The sequence below is a fragment of the Streptomyces sp. RPT161 genome (assembly GCF_027533845.1).
Classification (GTDB): Bacteria; Actinomycetota; Actinomycetes; order Streptomycetales; family Streptomycetaceae; genus Streptantibioticus_A; species Streptantibioticus_A silvisoli_A.
The window spans coordinates 1-465 of the sequence record NZ_JAPZVN010000114.1 but is presented as its reverse complement, the minus strand read 5'-3'; the positions used below and the strand labels follow the sequence as shown (position 1 = coordinate 465).

Below are 465 nucleotides of genomic sequence, written 5' to 3'. Positions count from 1 at the left end.
GCGTTCCTGTTCACCGGTCAGGGCAGCCAGCGGATCGGGATGGGTCGGGAGCTGTACGAGGCCTATCCCGTCTTCGCCGAGGCGTTGGATGCGGTGTTTGAGCGGTTCGAACTTCCGCTCAGGGATGTGGTGTTCGGCGACGACGGTGCGTTGCTGGATGAGACCGCTTACACGCAGCCTGCGTTGTTCGCCGTCGAGGTGGCGTTGTTCCGGCTCGTTGAGTCGTGGGGTCTGCGGCCTGACTTCCTTTCTGGCCACTCGATCGGTGAGCTGGCTGCGGCGCATGTGGCTGGTGTGTTGTCGCTGGATGATGCCTGTGCGTTGGTGGCCGCTCGCGGTCGTCTGATGCAGGAGCTGCCGGGTGGCGGTGCGATGGTGGCGGTCCAGGCGGCGGAGGACGAGGTTGTTCCGCTGCTGGTCGAGGGCGTGAGTATCGCCGCGATCAACGGGCCGACGTCGGTGGTG

The 465-nt window shown here is 65.6% G+C and carries 1 protein-coding gene; it reads left to right on the top strand.

Features of this window, described 5'->3' with window-relative positions:
• The coding region (locus tag O5O46_RS35150) for an acyltransferase domain-containing protein (RefSeq protein WP_269859752.1) at positions 1-465 on the top strand (465 nt) is incomplete at both ends.